This window comes from Jutongia huaianensis, assembly GCF_014384985.1.
GTDB lineage: Bacteria > Bacillota > Clostridia > Lachnospirales > Lachnospiraceae > Jutongia > Jutongia huaianensis.
In genome coordinates this window covers 16,914-39,908 of record NZ_JACRSX010000013.1, presented here as the reverse complement: position 1 = coordinate 39,908, position 22,995 = coordinate 16,914, and the positions used below count along the sequence as shown (strand labels likewise).

Here is a 22,995-nt window from a genome sequence, read left to right as displayed (position 1 = left end):
TTATTTTCACTTGATCAGGCTCTCCGCCACACGGATTCCATCCATCGCGGCAGAAGTGATCCCGCCAGCATATCCGGCACCCTCTCCACATGGATAAATCCCCCGGATATTCGCCTGCAAAGACTCATCTCTGCATATCCGCACCGGAGAAGATGTTCTGCTTTCGATTCCTGCCAGAACCGCATCTTCACGGGCAAATCCATGAATCCGTCGGTCAAAAGCTCCAAAGCCTTCCTCGATGGCATCTCCCACAAAGCCCGGAATGACCTCCCGGACATTTGCCAGCGCATATTGTCCCTTAATAGACGGAATCACCTGTCCCAGTCCGGTGCTTTTCCTTCCGGCACAAAAGTCACCAAAAAGCTGTACCGGGATCTTTCCCTGACCGGCTTTGTACGCCGCCTCTTCCCATTTTCTCTGAAAGGCAATCCCTGCCAGCGGATCACGTCCTCCAAAATCAGAAGGATCCACCGTGACTACAATGGCACTGTTGGCATTGCGCCCGTCTCTGGCATGGTTACTCATTCCGTTTACCGCCAGACGTCCCTTTTCCGAAGAGGCATTGACGATATATCCACCGGGACACATACAGAACGAATACACGCCTCGTTTTTCTCCGGTATTGTAGGTCAGCTTGTAATCTGCAGTGGGTAGTTTTTCGTACAGATCTCCATACTGGTTCCGACCGATCATCTCCTGTGGATGCTCCACCCGTACTCCTACTGCAAATGGCTTCGCCTCCATAAGGATTCCGCTGTCATATAACGTCTTTACCGTGTCTCTGGCACTATGCCCCGTTGCCAGGATCAAAGTGTCACATTCCAGATGCTCCTCTCTGCCATTCCGAAGATATACGATTTCCTCAAGCGTATCCTCCTGCCATATTGCCCGAAGGAACTGTGTTTCAAAAAGCACCTCTCCTCCCAGCTCCCGAATATGTTCCCGGATATTTCGTACGACCTGTCCCAACAGGTCTGTACCAATATGTGGCTTTTGCAGATAAAGGATTTCCTCCGGGGCACCAAACCGCACAAAGGTTTCCATTACTCTTCTGCCCCGCCCTGTGGGATCCTTGACCAGTGTATTCAGCTTTCCATCGGAGAAGGTTCCTGCTCCCCCTTCCCCAAACTGTACATTACAATTTTCATCCAGCTCGCCGGTGTCCCAAAACCGGGACACCTTTTTCCGGCGTTTTTCTACCTCGCAGCCCCTCTCCAGTACAAGAGGTGCGGCTCCATGCTCTGCTAACTCCAATGCCGCAAATAATCCGGCCGGTCCCATCCCCACAATGACCGGTCGTTTTCTCTGTCCGATATCTGGTACAGATGCTGCATTCACAGCTTCTTTCTCTGACTCCTTTGCAGCCCCGTTTCCAAATCCCTTCCATATTACCGCATCGTTTTTTCCATAACGGCGAAGTACCTTTTCTTCATGAGGTATCTGAAAAACCACTTGATAAATATACTGCATCTGATGCTTCTTTCTGGCATCCATCGATCTCCGGAGAATCTGAAATTCTTTCATTTCTTCCTCCCTGATATGTAGCTGCTTTGCTGCTGCCCGCCGGACAAGCTGCTTTTCTTCCTCTCCAATGATTCCTTTTTTGACAAGCTCTGCCGGAGCCTTCTGACAAATTTTATCCAAAGAAACCTTGATCTGTGAAATCTTGATCATGATCTTCCTGCATTCCTTTCCTGATTCGCAACTGCCATTCCTGCGAGATAACCGCTGGTCCATGCCCACTGTAGATTATATCCCCCGCAGATTCCATCCACATCCAGAAGCTCTCCCGTTATATAAAGCCCCGGATATCTGCACACCTCCATGGTATCCGGATCAAGCTGACTTGTAAGAACTCCTCCTGCCGTCACCTGTGCAAAATCAAATCCGTTGACCCGCTCAATGCCAACCTTCCAGTGTTTGAAACGGTCTGCGATCCGGCGGATATCCCGGTCACTCCATTCTCCCGCCTTATCCTTCGGCTTTAAGCCAAGGCTTTTAAGAAGAACTCTTCCCAGAATCTGATGCACCATGCCTTCCAGTGCCTGCTCTGCTGTATATGACGCAAAATCCTTTCTCCTGCGTGAAAGCTCCTCCCAAAGCTCCTCCTCCGGATAATCCGGCAGGATATCAAGCAATAGATATGGCCTGTCCCCCTGCTCCAATGCTCTGGCGGCATAGCGGCTCACCTGAAAGCATGGAATCCCGGACAGACCGTAGGATACAAGCTGAAGCTCTCCCCGGTCCTTTGCAAGAAGCTCTCCAGCCTTACTGTAGAGTTCCACACAGCCCCGTACCCGTATTTTAGCCCATTCCTTTGTAAAATCTCCCTTCAGTACACATGAGGTCAGGGCCGGAACCGGAGAAACAATCTGCAGCCCAAGCTTCTCTGCAATTTTATAGCCATCCCCTTTGGAGCCGTGAACCGGTGCTGCTTTTCCTCCCACTGCAAGGATCACATTCCGGGTCTCATACGAAGCCTTGTCCGTCTGAACCTGATAATATACTGTACCATCTTTGGCTGTCCTGTCTGTAATACGCTGTACTCTCTCCTCCGTATGAAGGGCCACCCCAAGCATCTCCATCCGCCGTACCAGTGCATCCACCACAGAGGCAGCCTGACCGGATACCGGATAATAATAACCGTCTCTTGCCTGTGGAAGGATTCCCATCCCACGGAATGTATCCAATGTCTCCCGATATGAAAAATGCGCCAATGCTTTCCGGATAAATCCCGGTTCTTCTCCACGATAACATTCCGGCGATTGATGCTCATTGGTATAATTGCATTTTCCGTTTCCTGTCGCATATATCTTTTTACCGGGCTGCGATAGCTGCTCCAGAACAAGAACCTTACAGCCCTCTCCTGCAGCCGTCACCGCCGCCATCATTCCCGATGCACCGGCACCGATCACGATCACTTCTTCTTGCATGTTTTTCTCCATTTCTTTTCTATCTGTCAACTGGAATAATTTTCCAATATGCCGTACAATTCTTCCTCATCCTTTACTTCAATGCCCTTTTTCAGCTGCTGCTTTTCTTTCCTGGAAAGTGAGGAAACCGCAATGCCCGTATGCTCATATACGGTTTTCATATCTCCATAATAGGCGATCACCTCTGTGCCATCTGAGATCAGATAATAACGAAATTTTACCTTTGACTGATCATAATTCTTACATATGGTCAGCCGCTCCGGCGAAAAGGAGATCAGACTGACACTCTGCAGACCATCCAAAAACTCCTTTGCTGACATGTTCTTTTTGTACTTGCTGCAATATTCCTGCGCCTGTTCCCTGTCACAACCCACCAGCTCCTCCGGCAATGTCTGATACTCCGTGACCGTCTCATCCGTCAATGCATTGTGACTCTGCACCTGATACACTGTACTATCCGATAATGTTTTGGAAACATTTTCTGTCTGTACCGATTCCCGGACACTTTTTTCCAGCTGCTCCACGCGGTCTGCCATCCGGTTATCCACATATACCTGCACCTGCTCTCCCACACGGCTCTCATAGTCCTCCTGCATCTTTTCAAACTGATTCATGGCGGACTGATAACAGTAAAAATTGGCAAGGGCAAATAATGCAAGAAACACACAGCATACGGTAATATAGCGAAATACTTTTCCTTTCATACATAACCATTCCTTTCTGAATTTGTTATGTATTATTTCCGTATTCTGCCATGAATATTCTGTTGTTATTATATTCCCTCATCTACCAGCAGATCAGTTCCATCTGCCGCTGTAGTGGCAAGCTCATCACAGCGTTCATTCTGTGGATGTCCATTATGTCCTTTGACCCACTGAAAAGATACCTGATGCTTCTCCATTGCAGCCAGCAGACGTTTCCACAGATCTACATTTTTGACCGGCTCATTTTTTCCGCGTTTCCAGCCTTTTTTGATCCAGCCATCCAGCCAGTGCTCATTAAACGCCTTCACCACATACTGACTGTCCGAATATACCGTGATCTCACATGGTCTGTTTAATGCTTCCATCCCTGCGATCACTGCCATCATCTCCATTCGGTTATTGGTGGTCTTCTGATAGCCGGCCGAAAGTTCCTTGATATGCTCCTGCCCTTTGGAATCCACAAAAGACAAAATCGTTCCATAGCCTCCCGGTCCATCCGGATTTCCTCTGGCTGCTCCGTCTGTATACATTGTAATTTTCGTCATTTTAATCTGTCTTCCTTTCCTGTTACGGGATCACATTTTCCAGCTTCCGGTCTCCACAAAATTTTCCACACGTTCCTGCGCCCGCTGTACAATATGCTGGTCATACCCGATCATGTGCAAAAGCTTAATGGCATTCCTCGTCATAGCTTTGCCCTCCCGGAGACGGTAATCAAAGATCACATCATCCTCCTCTACCTGCTCCTCAAAATGATAATTATCATACTGCTCCTTCAAAAGCTCCGTAAGCTCAATATCATGAGTCGCCGCAAAGCAGAGTGCATTTTTCTGAGCCAATACACTTAAGATCTCCGTAGATGCCGCAATACGCTCCACTGTATTGGTGCCACGAAGTACCTCATCAATAAAACAAAGTACCGGTTCTCCCTCCTCCTTTGCCTGATCTACGATCCGCTTGAGGGATTTAATCTCTACCATATAATAACTCTCACTGCTCAAAATGTCATCCCGGAGTGCCATAGAAGAATAAACCCGGAAATAAACAGCTTCATAACGGTCTGCCAGCACAGTATGCACCGTCTGCGCCAAAATCGCATTGATCGCCACGGTTTTAATGAAGGTTGACTTTCCGGATGCATTAGAGCCTGTCAGCAAAACATTCCGGTGTGCATGGATCGTATTTTTGACCGGAGACTGCAAAAGAGGATGATAAATTTCATCTGCCTCCAGATAAAACACTCTTCCTTCCGCCTGTTCCATTTTAGGGACACACCATTCCTGCATCATTTCACGGTAAGAAGCAGTAGCAATCATACTGTCCAAAAATCCAACTGTCTCATAAATATCCATGAGATCCTTCTGCAGGCGCAGCACTTCTCTTGCCATCGACTGGAATTTAATAATATCAATATGTGTCAAAAGACGGACATAATCCATCAATATATCGGTAATATTCCCTTCCATCCTGCCGCCGCCAACCACAAGCCAGCTTCCCCGGCAAAATTTTCGGAACTTGCCCTGTTTTTCCTTCATCCGGTCAAAATATGTCTGCAATTCCTTAATTTTCAAAGCGGATACCGTCTCAGAAAAACGGATCATCCGCACAACAAATGCAAATAACCGGTAAAATTGCTCCATCTGTGCTTTTCTTTTATAATATGTCACCATATTGACTGCTGCAATCACCGCTGTCGGCATGATCATCATATCCGGCACAAAAAAGCATGATATAACGCCCCCTATAAATGCCACAAACTGAATAATGGAAAAAATTCCCGTTTCTCTTTTTAACAAATTGATCTTGTCCAGATAACCATAAACAGAAAAATTGCCCGACTTTCCAATCGTGGCAAACTCTCCCTGAAGCATATAACGTGCTTCCTCCTCTGTCCGGAAAAAGGAGATCAGCCGTTCCCTTTCCTCCAGCTCCTTCGGATCTGTCACAGGGCAGCGCAACAGATAATATAAGTATTCCTGCCCCATTGCTGACTTCGTATGATTCATCTGCTGATATACCCGGTTCATATCCAGATCATTCCAGGTAATATCATCCACAAATATGGACGGTTCATGGTCTCGATAATACTCCGCAACTGCCCGAAGCTTTTCTGTACTGTATTCATCCTCAATAGGACTTCCCCATTCCCGCAGAAGTCTCTTGCGCATCCGTTTTTTATAATTTCTCCGGTCTACATATAGTTTTACTCCGACCAGCAATATGATCACAACGACACATAACACAATCTTCATTCCAACACCCCTTCCTGTATCTACAAGTCTTTCGCTATAAATATAATGTCAGAACACAAATATATTTTCGCCTTCGTGCACAGTTTAACAGAAAAAGACTGTTCTGACAAATTTTCTTTTGCAGAACAGTCTTATCACTTACAATAAATTATCCGATCACACGGCCAATCTTCACCGGTGTCCGGTAATATGCCGATGAAATCTTTATGCCGGTACGAGGGTTACTTGCATGGATGATCTGGCCATTACCAATATACATAGCTACATGACTTACTCCTCCACTACCATAGAAAAACAGGTCTCCCGGACGAACATCACCGGAACTGACTGTCTTTGTGGCTCCAGCCTGTGCAGCGGAAGTTCTTGGCAAAGAATATCCGAAATGCTCGTAAATTCTCATAACAAATCCGGAGCAGTCGGTACCATTGGTCAGGCTTGTACCTCCCCAGACATATGGGTTACCAAGGAACTGCATTGCATAGTTTACCATATTGGTGAGATTGGAAGAGTCGGATGAATCGGAGGATGTCTTAGAGGCAAGTCCCGATTCATTAATAGATACCGCCCTGTCAAGATTAAAGGTAACCTTTACAAAATCTTTGCTGACAAAAGCCTTCTCATTATCAATGCTGATACACATCCAGTTTTCCAGATTATTGTACATTTCCTTTGTGTCAATATTTCTCAGATCAGATTTCTTACAATGTTTGGAAACATATTTCTTTAACCAGGTCTTTGTCAGGTCTCTCTTGTAAATATCATACTCATCCTCTTCGGAAATCTGATCATAAATCCCTGCATCCGTAGATGGAAGATAACGCACATTCAATGTCTCTGTATTTACAGAGATACGAAGATTGGCAATCTTCTTTGCAAGCTCCTCTGCCTGCTGGTCTTTTACCAGATAGCTTGCTTTCACATATCCCTTTACCTTACCGGATACGATTTTTGCCCAGCCTTTATTCACCTTATAAATATTGCAGCCGGAATTTTTGGTCATCTTTCCTACGATCTTGGAACTCTCGCCCGGCTTATTTCTGACGTTCAGATAAGAATCTACCTTTGCCACACCAAGCCTGTCATATTTCAGATTCAGCTTTAAATGGCTGATCCCCTTTTTTTCTTTTTTGTCAGAAGACTTCTCTGTGCTCTCAAGAGTTGTGATAGCCGCTGCGCCTTTGGAGGTAAGCTGCTCTGCTGTTACTTCTGTCTCCTGCTGTGCCGTTTCTTCCTTTTCCTGCTCTGCAAGAACCGCATCACTGTACTTGTCCAGACTAAGATTAATACCAGCCATAGGCTTCTCTGTTGCCACAGTGCCTGCATGGATCCTGGCCGTTCCGGCTATCATCACGATGGCTGCCACTGCTGCCGCAATCCATTTTATATTCTTTCGATACATACGAATCCTCATTTCTAATAAAGAATATTACATATTCAAGTCAAATGTTACATATATATTACAAAAGAATTATAACAGTATGGCAAAAGCTTGTCAAATCATAAATGGATTTATATTTTCATCTTTGTATTTTCATTTCTTGGTTTTATCCCTGCATCGTACCGGAAAAAGTGACTGTTTTCCCCTCTGCTTTCGCCGTGATATTACCTTTGTGGGCATCTACGATCTTCTTTGCAATAGACAACCCAATCCCGTGTCCACCTGTCTTGGAAGAACGGGAGCTGTCATTCCTGTAAAACCGGTCAAACAGATGCTTCGTATCCACATCATCCTGATCTGTTGTGTTGGTCACGGAAAAGCTGACACCCTTATGGATCTTTGATAGCTTCCAGGTAATATTTCCCTCCTCACTGACATATTTGGCTGCATTGTCCATTAATATCGTCATAAGCTGTTCCATCTGCTCTCTGTTGGCACGTATCTGCAGATTGTCCTCCAGTTCCATCACAAGCTTCACATTTTTTCGTTCCAGCACCTCATTAAAAGGCTCTACTGCCTTTTCTGCCAATTCCTTCATATCCACATCCTGCCGGTCATTTTTCTCCTGGACCTCATCCAGCTTTGCCAATACCAGAAGCTGATTGATCAGCTTCCCCATCCTCTTGGTCTGGTCCACGATATTCTGAAGCCACTCATTCTGCTCCCCCTTATATTGTAACACCTCTGCATTGGCAGAAATAATGGCAAGGGGAGTTTTCAGTTCATGGCTGGCATCCGTGATAAACTGCTTCTGCCTTTGGGAGTTCACCTCGAAGGGACGTACCACCCGCTTTGATGCTATGATAAATATGATCGTGATCAGCATCGTTAAAAGAAGTGACACTCCTACCGTGAGAGTCACCACCAGCTGGTAAAATTCCTGACTTTCCTTGAAATCCAAAAAGATAATGTCCGTGACCTCTCCATCCGAATATTCCTTTCGGAAACGATAATTTCCCACATTTCCCACATCTTTTTTCACAAAAAGCACAAACTTGGCCATGCGGGCTGCTTTCTTCTCATCCACTGCTGCAATATGATCCATATCCACAGACAAAATCTGCTTGTCCGAGTTTACGGCCACACAGAAATACCTGGTCCGAAATGCCGACTCCTCGTTAAACTCAATATAATTTCCGCCAAAAAGCTGCTGTTTGACAGATTTTTCATCATAGTCCTTCATCAGCGGAACTGTTCCGTCATTTTCACTGATGATCTGTGTCATCTGGTCCGCCTGATCATTATTGTATGTGCGCAGACAGAATATCAGCACCAAATTCATAATGGCAAATACCACTACGACAGAGAAAAAAACAATCCCTACAAGACGCCATCGTAATTTTCTCAAGCCTATCCCTCCTTCTTCTCAGCAGAAATCTTTCCATCCTCCATCATAAGCTGCAGATTTCCATGAATCTGTACCAGTTTATTATTGAGATATGCCATATAAAGAGAGATTTCCTCTGCACTGACCTCCCCCTGAAAAACCTGACCGGCAATCTCCTCCACCGAATAACTGATATCCTCCTTTTCCAGAAAAAGTGCCAGAAACTTGGCTTCCTTTACACTCAGGATCAGGCTGCCGGATTTGGCAGAAAGTTCATTACTCTCCAGGTCCAGTGTCACATTGGCAAGATTTAAAACCGTCTGCTGATACTCCCGGTTTCTCCGGATCATGGCCTTAACCCTTGCTACCAGTTCTCCCATGGCAAAGGGCTTTGCCAGATAATCATCAGCCCCCATATTCAGACCCTCGATCCGGTCCTCCGTCTCCGCCTTTGCCGTCAGCAGCAGAACCGGTGTATAATCGGAACGCTTTCTCATATTCTGTGCCACCTGTGTTCCTTCCATTCCCGGCATCATAATATCCAGCACAACCATATCAAAATGCTCCTTCTGCAGGATTTCATCGGCCGCCAGACCATCCATCACTGCCGTCACCTCAAAGCCCTCCATCTTCAGCACCTCTGAAACTGCCATCGAGAGTCCCATCTCATCCTCTGCATATAATATTTTCATGATTTTCCACCCTTTCCCGGCTCCCGGATCATATCCCTCAGCGTCTGCATGGACAGATCTGTGGATGCCATCTCTCCGGCGCACCGCTTTAACTCTTTTTCAATCAATGCCGCATTGTTGATATTCTTCTTATATCTCATCTCATGCTCCAGGCTTGCCCAGCAATCCATGGCAATGGTCCGAAGCTGTATCTCCACACGGATCGTCCCCTTTGCTGCCGGCGGAAATGGACATTCTATGATCACATGGTAGCTGCGGTACCCATTGGGTTTCGGACTGGCAATATAGTCCTTTTCCTTTACCACAAAATATCTGCCGTCCGCTTTCATGGACTTTACCAGTTCATACACATCTCCAACAAAATGGGTCACCAGACGGAATCCTATAATATCCGATATAGCCCCCACTGCCGTCTCTGCATCCTGTGGCAAATCCTTTCTTGCTAACTTTTCCCGCATTCCATCTGCAGATTTAATCCTGCTGCGGATATGCTCCACCGGTCTCTCTCCCTGTCTGTCGGAAAGACCGTCTACCAGTTCCGAAAGCCACCCAAGCACTTCCTGCTCCAGTTCCTTCAATGGTTCATAATATGCTCCATAATATGTACTCTGTATCTCTTCCATAATAATCCAACATTCCTTCCTCAACTCGCAAACCCGGAGCCGCCGGCACAATATCTGCCAAGCAATTCCCGTTGGCTTTCCTCTACATTGCGAGCATTTTCCTATGCCCTAATAAAATACGGTACAAGCTGCACCTTTCTGAGCAACATTGTACCGTATATATATGAAAATTCAATGAACTTATTATATTCTGGAAAAGATCTCTGTCTCTGATTTGAGCTCTCCTGAAATCTGATAATTGATATCCATTTTACCGGAAATATTTTCCATATCAAGCACTAGATTCTGCGTGCTGTCTGCCACACCGGACACGCCTTGGACACCTTCATCAATCGCCGTTGTAATGACCTGGATGGAATTGGCGATTTCATCCACAACATTTTTTAAGTGATCTGTCTTTTGCGCAAAATCCTTCATGATATTCTCAATATAACCCGCCTTGTCACGATAGACTTCTCCTGTGCTGACAAAATCAGCAAAATCCGGCAGGATCGACTCCTGTATATACTCCACAAGTCCGTTGGCACTTTCCGACAGATTATGAACTGCCTCTGTGACAATGCCGTTGATCTGCTGAATATTGTTGGCAGCCTCTCTGCTGTCCGCCGCAAGCTTGCTGATCTCATCCGCCACAACCGCAAATCCCTTTCCTGCCTCACCTGCTCTTGCCGCTTCGATGGAGGCATTTAAAGCTAGAAGATTTGTCTGGGCTGATATACTTAAAATATCATCCGTAAGACTATTTACCTGATCCACACTTTTACTTTCCTCTATCGCCTGATTCAGCTTCGCTAATATAATCTCCATTTTCTCCTTTGTGGAAATCATGTTCTGGCGCGCCTTTGCTTCCATGGCACTTGCATGCTCCTCCATCTCCAGAGAATATGTGTTGATATCCTTGGAACGATCTGCAATCTGGCTCACTTCTCCGCGAACCGACTCTGCATTCTGGTTGATCGCAGCGGCGTTATCTGCTACCTGCTGCATTGTAGCCGTAAGCTCCTCTGTCAATGCAGATAATCCGGTCACACTGTCATTGGATGTCCTGATACTTCCCATAACATTTCCCACAACCTCATCCATTTTCAGTGTATTCTCTGTAAGAAGCTTAAATATATCCTGTAATTTTGACAAAAATACGTTAATTCCTTCACACAGGCTGGCAATCTCATCATCAGATACAACTGTAATCCTTTTGGTCAGATCTCCTTTCCTCTGTTCCAGATCCGTCACCATCTGCGCCATATCCTTCTCTGCGCGGGTAATCGGTTTCAGAATACGTTTCAGCACAGAATATAATGCCCCAAGCATTGCGAGGATTCCCACCAGAATCGCAATTCCATTCAGAATCACTGCACTGCGATACACCCGTTTTAAACCGGTTCTTTCCGCTGCCACTTTCTTTTCTGTGTTTCCCATCAGAGTCGTCATTGCATTCTGCATTTTCTCCCCGTATGATGCTACGTCTCCGTTTGCCAGAGCATAAGCATCAGCGGATTTGTTGTTGGCACTGTATGCCAGCAGATTTGCCAGTGAAGACTTGAATTTATCATATGTAGTTTTCAATTCCTCATAAGTACTTTCATCACTGTCGCTTACATACTTCTAATACTGCGACATGCTTTTGTCCATATTTTTTTCCAGTGCTTTTAATTCATCTACCATACTTAATTTCACATTATAATCCGTGGCTATAATATGAGACAATGCTGCATTATGGATACTCTGTGCTTCCTGCTGCATCGTCCCCAGCACCTTCACACTATCCATTCCATGATCTGCAATACTTGCCGCACTTCCATTGACATTCTGGATATTCGCCACCGCCATAATATTAGACAAAATAGAGACAATCCCCAAAATCAGTACCGGCATCATAATAAAAAACTTAATACTCGATCTTCTCTTTTTTGTATTCACGCTGATTTCTCCTTTCTGTATCACATCAGACGGTCGGTGCTGTCACCTTTTTCACCATATCATCCAATTCTTTCTGTAATTCCTTCGGGCTCAACGTCCCATTTGCCACTGACGAGCCAAATGATGAGATGGGATCCCAGAAATTTCCTCCCACTCGCTGCAGGCACCCATACTCAGACTGTGCGATCACTGCCTGGATAGCCGGCGATTTTTCAATGTCACCGGACTGGGATGCCTTAATATTGGAAGGTCCCTGCCCCCTTTCTGCAAAACGCCTTGTCTGATTATCCTGATTGGTAATCCATTCTGCCAGCTTCATTGCCCATTTAACATCGGAAGAATACGCATTTACTCCAACCATTTTATAACCCGTAAAGGAAGCCATCTGCACCTGCTTTCCGGCGCAGGTATATGTCGGAAGCTTTACTGCCCCATAATTCTTTCCCCATGCCTTGTCAATCGCATTGGCATTCCATACACCGCTGACTCCGGCGATCACGCTGCCATTTTGTACACCTTTGAGAAACTTATCGTCTGTCGTATTTAAAAATGCACTGCTTCCGGCAATCCGCTCCATTGCCTGTGCCACATCAATCCCCTTGATCTTTCCTTTTTTGCTGTTCCAGTTGCAGTAGTTGGTGACACCATCCTCATTTACTCCTGCCTTCAATCCGGTATTTCCAAAAAAGGAATACAAATACCATGCAGACGTCCAGTCCATTGTCACTTTTTTATGTACCTTTTCGGCCTTTGCCAGAATTGTATCCAGCTTCTTTACGTCATTCCCGGAGAAATACTTTTTATTATAGTATAAGAAATATCCGTTATCTGCTGTCATAGGATAGGCAAAAAGGCGATCATTAACAGATGCAGCCTCCACCGCACCCTTGATATTGTCCTGTTTCACCTGGTCCGCATCCCTGATCTCCTGCAAAACTCCACTCGCCGCCAATGCCTGCAGCTGATCATCCGGGAAAGCAAACACGTCGGCTCCTTTTTCCACATCTCCCAGTAATGTTTCCTTACATGTGGTTTCACCCTCTACTGCCAGTTTAATATCAAAGGATGCTTCTGAGGCATGCTCCTTTTTGAAATCATCCACCATAGATTGGAGCATCTTCTGATCCTCAGCCCCTCCCCACAGGGTAAGCTTCACGGTCTGCTCCTTATCTGCCGCTTCCTTTTTTACTTCCTTTTTCTGAGACCCGGTTGTGTTACTACAGCCGGTCAATGTCAACGACGCACACAATAGCATTGTTATGATTCCTCTTGTCTTTTGTCTCATTTGCAAATCACTCCTCTACTAAATGATTCATTTCATCATACGATTATAACATAAGATATTTTATCCGTAAAATTAAATTTTTGTAAACTTATTATGTCCTATTGTGAATAAATTTCACAATTAAAATCCCCCGGTTTCTTACTATTTTTACGTTTCAATTAGATACTCTTTTTAAATAATAATGCACACCAGGCCGCCATTGCTGTCGTTGATCACCTTCTGAATGGTTTCCTGCAGCTTTAACTGGCTTTCCTGCGTCAGCTTATTGACCTTTCCACTCATGCCCTCATCCACCAGCTGCCGTACCGTCTTGCCAAAAATATTGGTGTCCCAGATTCCATCCTTATCCGGTCCCCCCTGTTCGGCAATATAATCTAACAGATCCTTTGCCTGCTCCTCCGTACCAACGATCGGTGCGATCTCTGTCTCGATATTTGCACGGATCATATGTATGGATGGACTCACCGCCTTCAGCTTCACACCATATTTATTGCCATGATGAATGAGCTGCGGCTCCTCAATGGTTATCTCATCCGTTGTCGGTGTGATCACACCATATCCCTTCTGATGTACCTCCTGCCATGCCTGCCCGATCTTGCCAATCTCTTCCTTCTGGGCAGCATATTCCTTCAACAGGCGGATCAACTGATATTCTCCCGGTATCTCCGTTCCCACCAGTTCACTGAGGATCTGATAATATTTCGTATCATCAAACAGGGTGTCGATCAATACCTTTCCATTTTCCATACCAATCTTGCGAATATGAAACTCCTTGATCATATCACTGTCTACCTGAAAATGCTCTCTGGTCACATCACTGATCTTTGCAATTCCTGTCAGGATCTGACGCACCTTTTCAAATAATTCTGCCTTAAGCCAGTGACTGTTGGGCAGCATTTCCACCCATTTCGGCAGATTAAATTCAATCTGGCTTACCGGAAACGCCCGAAGGATCCGTTCCATAATTTCCAAAATATCCTCCTTGCGAAGCTGGCTGGCATTCACCGCCATTACCTCCACATCATATTTATCCCTGATCTCCTGAACCACATTTATGGTTTCCTCACTGTAGGGATGTATGGAATTGACAAGCACCACAAAGGCTTTTCCAATCTCTTTTAACTCCCGGATCGTCCGTTCCTCTGCCTCCAGATAAACGCCACGCTCCAGTTCCCCGAAGCTTCCGTCCGTGGTCACCACAACCCCCACCGTGGAGTGATCGTGGATTACTTTCTGTGTTCCAAACTCTGCAGCCTGTGTAAATGGCATCGGTTCCTTGGACCATGGTGTCATGACCATGCGCTCCTCGCCGTCCTCCGTGAGACCATTAGCCCCATCTACAATATAGCCCACACAATCGATCAGCCGCATTCTGACCTCATTATCTCCCATAAGGCGGACCCCTACGGCTTCCTTCGGAATAAACTTTGGCTCTGTAGTCATAATGGTTTTACCATCGGCTGACTGTGGCAGCTCATCCACTGCTCTCTGACGGTCATGCTCATTGGTAATGGCAGGGAGCACCAAAAGCTCCATAAACCGCTTGATAAATGTTGATTTTCCTGTACGGACCGGTCCGCATACTCCTAAGTAAATCTCGCCATTGGTTCTGCTGGCGATGTCTGTATATACCTGAAATTCCTCCATGGCTACCTCCCGGAATACATTGGCAATGCGCTGGTACATGCCGACCGGGCATTGCATGGTTTGCTGTTTGTCTATCTATATGCATTCCGGAATATTATTATGCCTTTCTGTCAGTCCATAAATGATTTAAAATTTTCAGAGTAATGAAGTTTTTCATCCTTGGTGATAAAAATAGCCTCCACGCCATCCATGGAATTGATCAGCTTCATTCCCTCTGAAAGTCCCAGTGCAAATGCCGTGGTAGAAAGTCCGTCTCCGTCCACCGACTTATCCGATACAATGGACACGCCCAGAAGATCATTTTCATAGGAATATCCCGTTTGCGGATTTAAGATATGATGATACATGGTGCCATCCTCCGCCTTAATATATCTCTCATAAATTCCGGAGGATACTACGGATTTATCACGGATATTTACCACGCTCACTGTCTCACTCCGATCAGCAAAGGGTTGTTGTATCCCAATCCGGAACCCATCGGATTCACTTTTTCCTCCCAGACATAGAATATTTCCTCCCAGATCGATCACCGCTGATGTGACCCCATTTTGGGACAGATAGTCCCTGAGCCTGTCTGCAATATACCCTTTGGCAATTCCTCCCAGATCCAGCTCCATTCCGGATCTCTCCAATGTCAGCAAATTCTTTTTCAGTTTTACCTTTTTGTAATCCACATAGGAAAGTGCTTTCTCTATCTCTGCAGCATCCGGAACCGTTCCCTTCCCGGATGAAAAGTCCCACAAACTGCTGACCGGATCAATGGTAATATCAAAGCTCCCTTTGGAAAGACGGCTGTAATACAGACCTTTTTGAAGAATATCCTTCATATCCTTTGATATCTTTATCTCCAGACTGCCATCCTTCCCCCCGCTCTGCGCCGCCTCACGGCTGACCTGATTGATCTGATAAAGCTCGCTGTCTTTGCGGGTGGTACTAAACAGCTTCTCATACTTCGTACAAAGAGAAATACATTGATCCAGTATCTCCTGACTGCCTCCCTTGTATATGGTGATCGTATAGGTTGTATCAAACGCAAAGCCGGATATTGATAAGGGATCCTTATTTTTCTCTGTATTTGAAAAGGGTGATACGCAGCCCGTTATGCTGCATATCACCAACGTTACGATCATACCGATTGTAGGGAGCTTCTTTCCTGTTCCTGCTTTCTTTTTCATATTAATCTCCCAGTTTTTCAAACATCTGCTTTGCACAATGCTCCACCTTCCAGGCCCATTCATAGGAAGCAGAATAATGTCTGTTAATGTCCGACAGGCCATTTCCCATATGATAAATTCCTTCCTGCGCCAGATAACTCTTCGCCAGCCAGCGGGCAGTTCTCATAATATTCGCCTGATCACTGGACGCATTGATTCCCTCTGCAGCATCGGCACTGACGCCAAAACCGGTCAGATTATGATCCTCCCTGGCTCTCCTGGAGGTGCCCCATGCACTCTCTAACGCTGCAATAGACGCAAGCCCTACCGCATTGACACCATATTTATGTTCTGCTTTCACAAATACCGGAGCTAATGTCACCATTTCGCTTCCCTTGAGCATTTTTCTCATCTGCGGAACTGTAGCATAACTTTTCACTGTCAGATCATAGGGATTAAAGATCACCGGATTATGCTGTTTCATTCCCTTTACATAACGAGAATGTATTTTTTCATATTTTTTCTTGATCCTATGCACCGGTCGTTTTAACCGGTCCAGCTTCTGCCCACATTCGCTCATCTCTTTATCCAGATAAGTCCCCAGATCAATCGTGTCATTCTCTTCAAAAAACGCATCCATTCCGGATACACTAAGTACATCAAAATAATTTGGATTACACAAAATATATCCCTGATATACCACCTGATCCACAGTGGAATCGAAGCCCTGCACCGCTGCAGAGGACACCACACGGGACACGGCAGTTCCGGTTGCCGCTACTTTCACTGCCATTGTACTGTTTCCAATAACCCGGCGCATCTTTTTGAGATATGCCTGACGAACCGTTAATGACTGTGTCTTTGTGATCAGGGCAGATCTCCTGCCGGTAATCTTTTTGTTTTCTTTTTTTAACTGCTCAATCTCGGTCATGTACCGGGAATTGTGCAGAAGAACCTTTCCCTCGATCGGACGATAGGTTGGAACCGGCGTTGGTTTTGCCGGTGTTTTCTTTTTGTCATGTTTTGTTTGACCGGACGTTTTATGAGCCTTGGAATCCGATGAAGAATCCTTTCTCCCCGGCACATTCTGTTTTGTTTTATCCTGTGCCGGTTTTGCCGTTTGCACCGGCTTAACTGTCTTAGCCGGCATATCGTCAGACTCTGCCTGATCCGGATCATCTGTTCCGTTGTCTATCGTGATCTCTGTGGTTGCCAGATCATCCTCATTTGCTGCCAAAAGCTGCAGTCTCGGTGCTGCTTCCACCAAAATTAACGTAGATATCAGAATCATTACGGTTACTTTCCATATTTTGTTACTCATGATGTCTTTCTTCCCCTTCCAGCTGCTGAATCAGCCATTGTCTTTCTTTCTCTGTCAGCTCTGCTTTTTCTAACAGATCCGGTCTGTTTTTTGCCGTTCTCAGGATGGACTGCTCCCGGTACCAGGCAGCAATATTTTTATGATGTCCCGAAAGAAGGACAGGTGGAACCTTTTCCCCCATCCACTCCTCCGGTCTTGTATATTGTGGATATTCTAACAGGTTATCCGAAAAAGACTCCTTGACCGCCGACATACCATTATTTAAAACGCCCGGTACCAGACGGGAAATGGTATCCATCACCACCAGAGCCGGAAGTTCTCCGCCTGTGAGCACATAATCCCCGATAGAGACATTATCTGTCACGATCTTTTCCAGTACCCGCTCATCTATGCCTTCATAATGACCGCAGAGCAGTATCAGATCCTCCTCCCGGGACAATTCCTCTGCCATCTGCTGATTAAAGGTACGTCCCTGAGGCGTCATAAACACAACTCTCGGTCTTGAGTTTCCTATAGATCTGCAAATGCTCTCATAGCACTGATATACCGGCTCTGCCTGCATCACCATACCGGCACCTCCACCGTAGGGATAATCATCCACGCGGTTATGTTTATTGTTGGCAAAATCCCGGATATTAACCGCATTCACCGATATATGCCCCGCCTTGATCGCACGGCCGGTAATACTCTCTCCCATAGCCCGCTCAATCATTTCCGGAAATAATGTCATTACATGAAAATTCATCCGCTTCACCTCTCACGATGTAAAATTTAGAATTTTATAACAGCTTCTCCGGCTGTCCTAAAAGTATTTTACATTAGCCCCTTCATAATATGGACCGTAACAATCTTTTGCTCCATATCTCTCGCCAGCACGCAATCGGGAATCACCGGAAGCAGCACTTCTGTCCCCTCATGATCTACAACATATACGTCATTGGCTCCTGTCGTTAATACATCCTTTAATATTCCAAACTGCGCCCCATCTTCTGTAACCACTGTGGCACCGATGATGTCTGCAATATAATATTCACCTTCATTCAGAGGAATAGCATTTTCTCTTGTCACTAACAGATCCTTCCCCTTATATTTTTCGATATCGTTGATCGAATCAATCCCTTTAAATTTTAAAATCACAAGATTCTTAAAAAAACGGGCGGAAGCAACCTCCAAAACCTTTTTTTCACTTCCGGTATCCAGAATGATCTCCTTCATCCCTTTAAATCTCTGTGGATCCTCCGTTGTCGGAAAAACCTTTACTTCCCCACGAATCCCGTGTGTATTGGCAATCACACCAACTCTGAAATAATCTTCCATCTGATCTCCTTAAAAACAAAATAGATAAAGTTTCCCATAAAGTAAAAATACACCTGTACATAATCATGTACAGGCGTTTTTCACGAACCTACTGTCCGATTTCTACAGTAATCTTTTTGTCCGTATTATAGGCAGCCGCTTTTACAACAGTACGGATTGCCTTGGCAATACGGCCCTGCTTTCCAATAACCTTACCCATGTCATCAGAAGCAACCTTAAGTTCCAATAGAATTTCATTCTCTGTCTCAGTCTCTGTAACGACCACCTCTTCCGGATGATCTACAAGTGCCTGTGCGAGAACTTCCACTAATTCTTTCATATTCTACACATCCTCACTGGTCAAAAAAATTACTCGATTCCAGCCTGCTTTAACAGCTTTCCAACTGTCTCCGTCGGCTTAGCACCATTTGCCAACCACTGCTTAGCCTTTTCCTCGTCAAACTTGAAAACGCTTGGATCCTGATTTGGATCATAGGTACCGATCTCATCGATAAACTTACCATCTCTTGGAGATCTGGAATCAGCAACTACTACTCTATAGAAAGGTGCTTTCTTCTTACCCATTCTTCTTAATCTGATCTTTACTGCCATGTCTTTCACCTCCTAATCTTGCTTGTACTATTTATATACAAATTCCGGAATGTCCGGAATCTGAATGCACTGTCATAAATGCCTCCCATTTAAAAACCAAATGGAAGCTTTGGCATACCGCCGCCGAAACGCCCTTTCTTTTTGCCCTTGCCGGACATCATACCGGACATCTGCTTCATCATTTTGCGGGACTGCTCAAATTGCTTGATCAGCTTATTGACCTCTGCAATATCTACTCCGGCGCCCTTCGCAATACGCTTTTTACGGGATGGATTGATCAGGGCCGGATTGCCTCTCTCCTCCGGTGTCATAGAATAAATGATCGCCTCGGTCCCTTTAAACACATCATCATCAATGTCCAGATCTGCCGGAAGTCCCATTCCCGGCATCATACCAAGAATGCTCTTGATACCGCCCATCTTCTTCATCTGGCCGATCTGCTCCAGAAAGTCATTGAAATCAAACTCCGCCTTGCGGAACTTCTTTTCCATCTCTCTGGCCTTGTCCTGATCGATCTCAGCCTCCGCTTTCTCAATCAGAGTAAGTACATCGCCCATACCAAGAATACGTGATGCCATACGATCCGGATAAAACTGCTCCAGATCAGAAAGCTTCTCTCCCATACCGACATACAGGATCGGACACCCTGTCACCGCACGGATGGAAAGTGCCGCACCACCTCTGGTATCACCGTCTAACTTTGTCAGAATGACTCCGTCTATCTCAATCTTTTCATGGAATGTCTTAGCTACATTGACTGCATCCTGACCTGTCATGGAATCCACAACCAGAATCGTCTGGTCTATGTCAATGTTCTCCTTGATCTCCTGTAACTCGCCCATCATATCCTCATCCACATGAAGACGTCCTGCAGTATCCAGAATCACAACATTCTCATTATGTGCTGCCGCATGCTCGATTGCTGCCTTAGCAATATCCACCGGCTTATGGCTGGTACCCATGGAGAATACCTCCACGCCCTGCTTTTCTCCGTTGACCTTTAACTGCTCGATCGCCGCCGGACGATAAATATCGCAGGCTGCCAGCAATGGACGACGTCCTTTCTGCTTCAGCTTTCCGGCAATCTTCGCCGTGGTCGTGGTTTTACCGGCACCCTGAAGACCACACATCATAATGACGGTAATCTCATTGGATGGCTTCAATGCAATCTCTGTGGTCTCACTGCCCATCAGATTGACAAGCTCTTCATTTACAAGCTTGATCACCATCTGCCCCGGCGTCAGGCTGTTCATCACATCCTGTCCAACCGCACGCTCCTGCACTGTCTTGACGAAGTTCTTTACTACTTTAAAGTTTACATCTGCCTCCAGAAGAGCCATCTTTACTTCCTTTAAAGCTGCTTTCACATCCTCCTCCGTCAAACGTCCCTTGCTACGGAGGTTCTTAAAAACATTTTGCAGCTTTTCGGATAAACTATCAAATGCCATATAAATAACCTTGCCTTTCCAAAGAACTGCAAACTTTGGGCCGCAGGCACAAGATTTGCAAAGCGAATTTTATTCGCTTGGTGAAAATTTTAAATTTTCACACTATCCCTCCATTTCAAAGTCTGCTTTTACAACACAATGGGTAGTATACACAATCGTTTTAATGTTGTCAAGTATTTTTCTTGACAAAAAACATTTTTTAAATATTATGGACATATCGATATATTACATGTGCGAAGCTTGTATATTATACATATTCTTCCAACATTTCTCCAACACATTTCTGTATTTCCCGTGAAATTTCTTCACATATGTCTTTGTTCATTCCGGCTTGCACTCCAACCCGGACCAGTTCACAGATACCCGGATCTTTTCCATTGCCATCTACCGTGGTTGTATGTTCCCCAAAATAAGTATTACTGTATGTCAGATCATAAGCCGGGCTTAACCTCCAGCAATCGTTTTCTTCATTATACAAGTATGAAAAGTTTTTCGAATGGTCGTCCCTATTATGTGCAAATACATTAAAACACATTCTTCGAAACATCTGCTCCCGTTCTATCGGATCATCGGCTGTCAGCAACCTCGTTAATTTCATTAGACTGTGATAATCCAGACTCGGCTGTTCAAAATCTAACTCTAATAATGCTGCTACCGTAGCTGTATGAATTCTTTTGACCTTTCCCTGATGATCCTCCCGGTCGAACCGCTTTATTCCAAAATAACCATCACATCTCTCAGACGGAAACAACTTTGTCCTGCTCATAGTAATTCCACATTTTCCGGCACAAACCGAATACTCATACTCCATTCTCCCAATATTTTTGCCATCCACATGTGCCGGAAATTTGATGATCCACTCCTCTCCTCTGTACTTTGTCATGATCTTTGGCCGCGCACCTCCACTGGTGCCTCCCAGACTGTATAATTCATCAAGCTTATCAGAATACTCCGTATTCAGAATTTTTTGACACTGCTCCGCCAGTTCATCCAGATCATCCATAGAATGTTCCTGTGCGATGTCTATATATGGCTCATACGCAAGCTTTCCCATTCCAGAATCTCCCACAATAGCCAGCCGGTCCAGTACCGTATAGGTTTCCGGGTTCTTTCCCTTTTGCCGGAGAAGCCGGTCCAGTAAAAGTCTTCCCCATGCATCCGGAAGACTATCTGCAAATATTCCAAACAAACCATTAAAATATGTTTTTTCCGGTACAAAAACACGTCCATTCACCGGCAGAGAAAACGGACTAATAGATACTTCCTTTTCCAGCCACTCGTCACTATATTGAAACGCCACTCTTTGATCCTGCGTCATTGCCAAAGTTCCCACAAGACAATCATCCCACAAAACCTTTATAAGATTATCTGCTTTCATTAATAACCTCCTGAATATCCCGGTAAGGAATCTGTGTAAATATATTGCGCAGATCCCCTGCTATATCTAATGCCATAGCAAGCTTCGTAAGACTCACAAGTGATATCTGACCGGTTGTCTCAAATCTTTTAATAGAACCGTAGCTTACCCCACTCATCCCTGAAAGTCTTTTTTGCGAAATAGATCTTCTCTTGCGAATATCCCGAACCCGCTGTGCAATTTTCAGATCAAGCTCTTCTGCCGTTTCCCATACCAGACCTCTCATTCCGTGTCATCTCCTTCCAGTAATTATGTATAATATTTTATCTATCTTTATTATATTTATGCATTTTGGGATAATATATTATCTATTAAATTATAACATTTTCTTATGATTCTTACAAGCAGAAACCTGTCCCATCAATGTCCCCGCAGATCCAGTTCACTATATATTCCATCATAGTCTCCCCAGGCATAAACAGCGTAATAATTCTTCCCCTTGACCGTATGCTTAAAGCCCAGTTCCACATGTTCACTGGCACGCAGGCTCTGACCTTTCTGCCGTTCCACATCACAATACCATTTCCTTGGAGTATTCGCTGCATAATATTTTTTCAGATCTTTCAGCGAAAGATTGCTTTTTACCAGCAATGCTCCCAGATACTGCATTCCATTTCCGTTGCCAGACAACTTTCCGGCTGCAGATACCTTTTCAATACATTTCGTCTGTTCCGGCATCGGCACCTGTGCAAGCTCTGTCATGGTATGCTTTGCTATATGATCATTCACCCTGGGAATAGAGATCAAAAACAAAATTCCCCCAGCCATCACAATACATAACAGAAATATCAAAAGACGTTTTACTATTTTCATATCTTATCTTCAAGCCTCCCATAAATTCTTTATTGTAGAATTATTCCTTCTTAAATATTTATCGACATCACTTTGTTATTTCAATATGAAACTATCTGAGTTGCGGCTTATTA

At 45.0% G+C, this 22,995-nt stretch carries 23 protein-coding genes; all 23 read right to left on the bottom strand.

Annotation, left to right across the window (positions count from 1 at the left end; all coding sequences use genetic code 11):
• Positions 1-6 precede the first annotated feature (6 nt).
• Positions 7-1,674, bottom strand: a complete 1,668-nt coding sequence (locus tag H8704_RS09715) for an NAD(P)/FAD-dependent oxidoreductase (RefSeq protein ID WP_249298141.1) — start codon at positions 1,672-1,674, stop codon at positions 7-9.
• A complete protein-coding gene (locus H8704_RS09710) occupies positions 1,671-2,933 on the bottom strand; it encodes a BaiN/RdsA family NAD(P)/FAD-dependent oxidoreductase (protein ID WP_022465803.1) in 1,263 nt (420 codons plus the stop codon). Before H8704_RS09710 ends, H8704_RS09715 begins: the two co-directional genes overlap by 4 nt.
• A 26-nt stretch (positions 2,934-2,959) precedes the next feature.
• A complete protein-coding gene (locus tag H8704_RS09705; protein ID WP_249298139.1) occupies positions 2,960-3,637 on the bottom strand; it encodes a BofC C-terminal domain-containing protein in 678 nt (225 codons plus the stop codon).
• 68 nt (positions 3,638-3,705) lie between these two features.
• On the bottom strand, positions 3,706-4,182 hold the full coding sequence (gene rnhA, locus H8704_RS09700; protein WP_022465801.1) for a ribonuclease HI: 477 nt from the start codon (positions 4,180-4,182) through the stop codon (positions 3,706-3,708).
• A 30-nt stretch (positions 4,183-4,212) separates the two neighbouring features.
• Positions 4,213-5,889, bottom strand: coding sequence for a MutS-related protein (locus H8704_RS09695; protein WP_249298137.1), 1,677 nt, complete (start codon positions 5,887-5,889; stop codon positions 4,213-4,215).
• A 148-nt stretch (positions 5,890-6,037) separates the two neighbouring features.
• Entirely contained in the window at positions 6,038-7,288 is a 1,251-nt protein-coding gene (locus H8704_RS09690; RefSeq protein WP_249298136.1) for a C40 family peptidase, read from the bottom strand.
• A gap of 145 nt (positions 7,289-7,433) precedes the next feature.
• Positions 7,434-8,675, bottom strand: coding sequence for a sensor histidine kinase (locus H8704_RS09685; protein WP_022465798.1), 1,242 nt, complete (start codon positions 8,673-8,675; stop codon positions 7,434-7,436).
• Between the two features lie 2 nt (positions 8,676-8,677).
• A complete protein-coding gene (locus H8704_RS09680) occupies positions 8,678-9,346 on the bottom strand; it encodes a response regulator transcription factor (RefSeq protein ID WP_022465797.1) in 669 nt (222 codons plus the stop codon).
• On the bottom strand, positions 9,343-9,969 hold the full coding sequence (locus H8704_RS09675; RefSeq protein ID WP_249298135.1) for a GTP pyrophosphokinase: 627 nt from the start codon (positions 9,967-9,969) through the stop codon (positions 9,343-9,345). The genes H8704_RS09680 and H8704_RS09675 overlap by 4 nt, the downstream gene beginning before the upstream one ends.
• Before the next feature lie 183 nt (positions 9,970-10,152).
• The gene (locus H8704_RS09670; protein WP_249298134.1) at positions 10,153-11,535 is read right to left on the bottom strand and encodes a methyl-accepting chemotaxis protein; all 1,383 of its coding nucleotides are present in this window, start codon (positions 11,533-11,535) and stop codon (positions 10,153-10,155) included.
• Positions 11,536-11,574: 39 nt separating this feature from the next.
• Positions 11,575-11,889 (bottom strand): hypothetical protein, encoded by a 315-nt coding sequence (locus H8704_RS09665; RefSeq protein WP_249298132.1) that lies wholly within the window; start codon positions 11,887-11,889, stop codon positions 11,575-11,577.
• Between the two features lie 25 nt (positions 11,890-11,914).
• On the bottom strand, positions 11,915-13,174 hold the full coding sequence (locus H8704_RS09660) for an extracellular solute-binding protein (protein WP_118677913.1): 1,260 nt from the start codon (positions 13,172-13,174) through the stop codon (positions 11,915-11,917).
• Positions 13,175-13,345: 171 nt separating this feature from the next.
• Positions 13,346-14,821, bottom strand: coding sequence for a stage IV sporulation protein A (spoIVA, locus tag H8704_RS09655; RefSeq protein ID WP_249298131.1), 1,476 nt, complete (start codon positions 14,819-14,821; stop codon positions 13,346-13,348).
• Between the two features lie 110 nt (positions 14,822-14,931).
• Positions 14,932-15,996 carry an FAD:protein FMN transferase gene (locus H8704_RS09650; RefSeq protein WP_249298129.1) on the bottom strand — a complete coding sequence of 355 codons (1,065 nt, stop codon included), beginning with the start codon at positions 15,994-15,996 and terminating at the stop codon, positions 14,932-14,934.
• A gap of 1 nt (position 15,997) precedes the next feature.
• Positions 15,998-17,296, bottom strand: coding sequence for a glucosaminidase domain-containing protein (locus H8704_RS09645; protein ID WP_249298128.1), 1,299 nt, complete (start codon positions 17,294-17,296; stop codon positions 15,998-16,000).
• Positions 17,289-18,041 carry a tRNA (guanosine(37)-N1)-methyltransferase TrmD gene (gene trmD / locus H8704_RS09640; protein WP_118677917.1) on the bottom strand — a complete coding sequence of 251 codons (753 nt, stop codon included), beginning with the start codon at positions 18,039-18,041 and terminating at the stop codon, positions 17,289-17,291. Before trmD ends, H8704_RS09645 begins: the two co-directional genes overlap by 8 nt.
• Before the next feature lie 68 nt (positions 18,042-18,109).
• A complete protein-coding gene (gene rimM / locus H8704_RS09635; RefSeq protein WP_022465789.1) occupies positions 18,110-18,613 on the bottom strand; it encodes a ribosome maturation factor RimM in 504 nt (167 codons plus the stop codon).
• Positions 18,614-18,701: 88 nt separating this feature from the next.
• On the bottom strand, positions 18,702-18,932 hold the full coding sequence (locus H8704_RS09630; protein WP_022465788.1) for a KH domain-containing protein: 231 nt from the start codon (positions 18,930-18,932) through the stop codon (positions 18,702-18,704).
• A 29-nt stretch (positions 18,933-18,961) separates the two neighbouring features.
• Complete coding sequence (gene rpsP / locus H8704_RS09625; protein ID WP_022306232.1) at positions 18,962-19,204, bottom strand: 30S ribosomal protein S16; 243 nt, start codon at positions 19,202-19,204, stop codon at positions 18,962-18,964.
• An 89-nt stretch (positions 19,205-19,293) separates the two neighbouring features.
• Complete coding sequence (gene ffh / locus H8704_RS09620; RefSeq protein ID WP_022465787.1) at positions 19,294-20,652, bottom strand: signal recognition particle protein; 1,359 nt, start codon at positions 20,650-20,652, stop codon at positions 19,294-19,296.
• 247 nt (positions 20,653-20,899) lie between these two features.
• Entirely contained in the window at positions 20,900-22,030 is a 1,131-nt protein-coding gene (locus tag H8704_RS09615) for a type II toxin-antitoxin system HipA family toxin (protein WP_022465786.1), read from the bottom strand.
• Positions 22,017-22,295 (bottom strand): helix-turn-helix domain-containing protein, encoded by a 279-nt coding sequence (locus tag H8704_RS09610; RefSeq protein ID WP_022465785.1) that lies wholly within the window; start codon positions 22,293-22,295, stop codon positions 22,017-22,019. Before H8704_RS09610 ends, H8704_RS09615 begins: the two co-directional genes overlap by 14 nt.
• 134 nt (positions 22,296-22,429) lie before the next feature.
• Positions 22,430-22,882 (bottom strand): hypothetical protein, encoded by a 453-nt coding sequence (locus H8704_RS09605; RefSeq protein ID WP_249298126.1) that lies wholly within the window; start codon positions 22,880-22,882, stop codon positions 22,430-22,432.
• Positions 22,883-22,995: the final 113 nt, after the last annotated feature.

What these genes read in the sequence shown, in the direction of transcription:
- H8704_RS09715 (WP_249298141.1), bottom strand. Translation starts at nt 1,674, where the DNA reads ATGATCAAGATTTCACAGATCAAGGTTTCTTTGGATAAAATTTGTCAG.
- H8704_RS09710 (WP_022465803.1), bottom strand. Translation starts at nt 2,933, where the DNA reads ATGCAAGAAGAAGTGATCGTGATCGGTGCCGGTGCATCGGGAATGATG.
- H8704_RS09705 (WP_249298139.1), bottom strand. Translation starts at nt 3,637, where the DNA reads ATGAAAGGAAAAGTATTTCGCTATATTACCGTATGCTGTGTGTTTCTT.
- rnhA (WP_022465801.1), bottom strand. Translation starts at nt 4,182, where the DNA reads ATGACGAAAATTACAATGTATACAGACGGAGCAGCCAGAGGAAATCCG.
- H8704_RS09695 (WP_249298137.1), bottom strand. Translation starts at nt 5,889, where the DNA reads ATGAAGATTGTGTTATGTGTCGTTGTGATCATATTGCTGGTCGGAGTA.
- H8704_RS09690 (WP_249298136.1), bottom strand. Translation starts at nt 7,288, where the DNA reads ATGTATCGAAAGAATATAAAATGGATTGCGGCAGCAGTGGCAGCCATC.
- H8704_RS09680 (WP_022465797.1), bottom strand. Translation starts at nt 9,346, where the DNA reads ATGAAAATATTATATGCAGAGGATGAGATGGGACTCTCGATGGCAGTT.
- H8704_RS09675 (WP_249298135.1), bottom strand. Translation starts at nt 9,969, where the DNA reads ATGGAAGAGATACAGAGTACATATTATGGAGCATATTATGAACCATTG.
- H8704_RS09660 (WP_118677913.1), bottom strand. Translation starts at nt 13,174, where the DNA reads ATGAGACAAAAGACAAGAGGAATCATAACAATGCTATTGTGTGCGTCG.
- spoIVA (WP_249298131.1), bottom strand. Translation starts at nt 14,821, where the DNA reads ATGGAGGAATTTCAGGTATATACAGACATCGCCAGCAGAACCAATGGC.
- H8704_RS09650 (WP_249298129.1), bottom strand. Translation starts at nt 15,996, where the DNA reads ATGAAAAAGAAAGCAGGAACAGGAAAGAAGCTCCCTACAATCGGTATG.
- H8704_RS09645 (WP_249298128.1), bottom strand. Translation starts at nt 17,296, where the DNA reads ATGAGTAACAAAATATGGAAAGTAACCGTAATGATTCTGATATCTACG.
- trmD (WP_118677917.1), bottom strand. Translation starts at nt 18,041, where the DNA reads ATGAATTTTCATGTAATGACATTATTTCCGGAAATGATTGAGCGGGCT.
- rimM (WP_022465789.1), bottom strand. Translation starts at nt 18,613, where the DNA reads ATGGAAGATTATTTCAGAGTTGGTGTGATTGCCAATACACACGGGATT.
- H8704_RS09630 (WP_022465788.1), bottom strand. Translation starts at nt 18,932, where the DNA reads ATGAAAGAATTAGTGGAAGTTCTCGCACAGGCACTTGTAGATCATCCG.
- rpsP (WP_022306232.1), bottom strand. Translation starts at nt 19,204, where the DNA reads ATGGCAGTAAAGATCAGATTAAGAAGAATGGGTAAGAAGAAAGCACCT.
- ffh (WP_022465787.1), bottom strand. Translation starts at nt 20,652, where the DNA reads ATGGCATTTGATAGTTTATCCGAAAAGCTGCAAAATGTTTTTAAGAAC.
- H8704_RS09615 (WP_022465786.1), bottom strand. Translation starts at nt 22,030, where the DNA reads ATGAAAGCAGATAATCTTATAAAGGTTTTGTGGGATGATTGTCTTGTG.
- H8704_RS09610 (WP_022465785.1), bottom strand. Translation starts at nt 22,295, where the DNA reads ATGAGAGGTCTGGTATGGGAAACGGCAGAAGAGCTTGATCTGAAAATT.
- H8704_RS09605 (WP_249298126.1), bottom strand. Translation starts at nt 22,882, where the DNA reads ATGAAAATAGTAAAACGTCTTTTGATATTTCTGTTATGTATTGTGATG.